The sequence below is a fragment of the Bartonella sp. AA126HLJHH genome (assembly GCF_042197425.1).
In the GTDB taxonomy this organism is placed as follows: domain Bacteria; phylum Pseudomonadota; class Alphaproteobacteria; order Rhizobiales; family Rhizobiaceae; genus Bartonella.
In genome coordinates this window covers 1-525 of sequence record NZ_JBHIRU010000149.1, presented here as the reverse complement: position 1 = coordinate 525, position 525 = coordinate 1, and the positions used below count along the sequence as shown (strand labels likewise).

Sequence of the window (525 nt, the reverse complement as noted above, 5' to 3'; positions counted from 1 at the left end):
ACGTGATATACGTCCGTTTGGTTCTCTTACCTGCCCTGCTATTTTAGGGCGTCCCCTTTTTTTATTTTTTTTCACTTATGTCCTCAGATGTCTGTTTAATATCTTGCCAAATTCTCTCTGATCTTGACCATGAAATTCGATTTAAAAAGAACAATAAAACCACTAAAATGCATATTACAGCAGCAACACCTAACTTAAGTTTTAAGTGACTTTGATCCCAAGAAAGTTTTAAGAGCAGAATGAAAAGTGTACTCAATAAAGCACCCATCACTATACTGTAATAACTCATTGATGTAGATGACATACAATCTCTTAACAGCTCTATATCATTCTCTGTAAGCATATAAACGGGTTCAGATTCTTCTGTACTAACCCTAGACTTCTTTTTACTATCCATTAAAGCACCTTCTGTTTAAAAAGGAACGCTATCATTCATAACGGTATGAGATGTATCAAGAGGTCTGTAAATGCTTCTGTCATAAGCAGATGACTGATCTTGATTATCATCATTTTTGCCATCTAAAA

1 protein-coding gene and 1 pseudogene are annotated in these 525 nt (G+C 34.5%); both read right to left on the bottom strand.

Going from position 1 to position 525, the window contains the following annotated elements:
- Positions 1–61 precede the first annotated feature (61 nt).
- Positions 62–397, bottom strand: a complete 336-nt coding sequence (locus ACFIQC_RS10250) for a hypothetical protein (RefSeq protein ID WP_375607479.1) — start codon at positions 395–397, stop codon at positions 62–64.
- 15 nt (positions 398–412) lie between these two features.
- Positions 413–525 (bottom strand): annotated as a pseudogene (locus ACFIQC_RS10245) (single-stranded DNA-binding protein); the annotation flags it as partial.

Coding starts and splice junctions, on each gene's coding strand:
- ACFIQC_RS10250 (WP_375607479.1), bottom strand. CDS start 397: ATGGATAGTAAAAAGAAGTCTAGGGTTAGTACAGAAGAATCTGAACCC.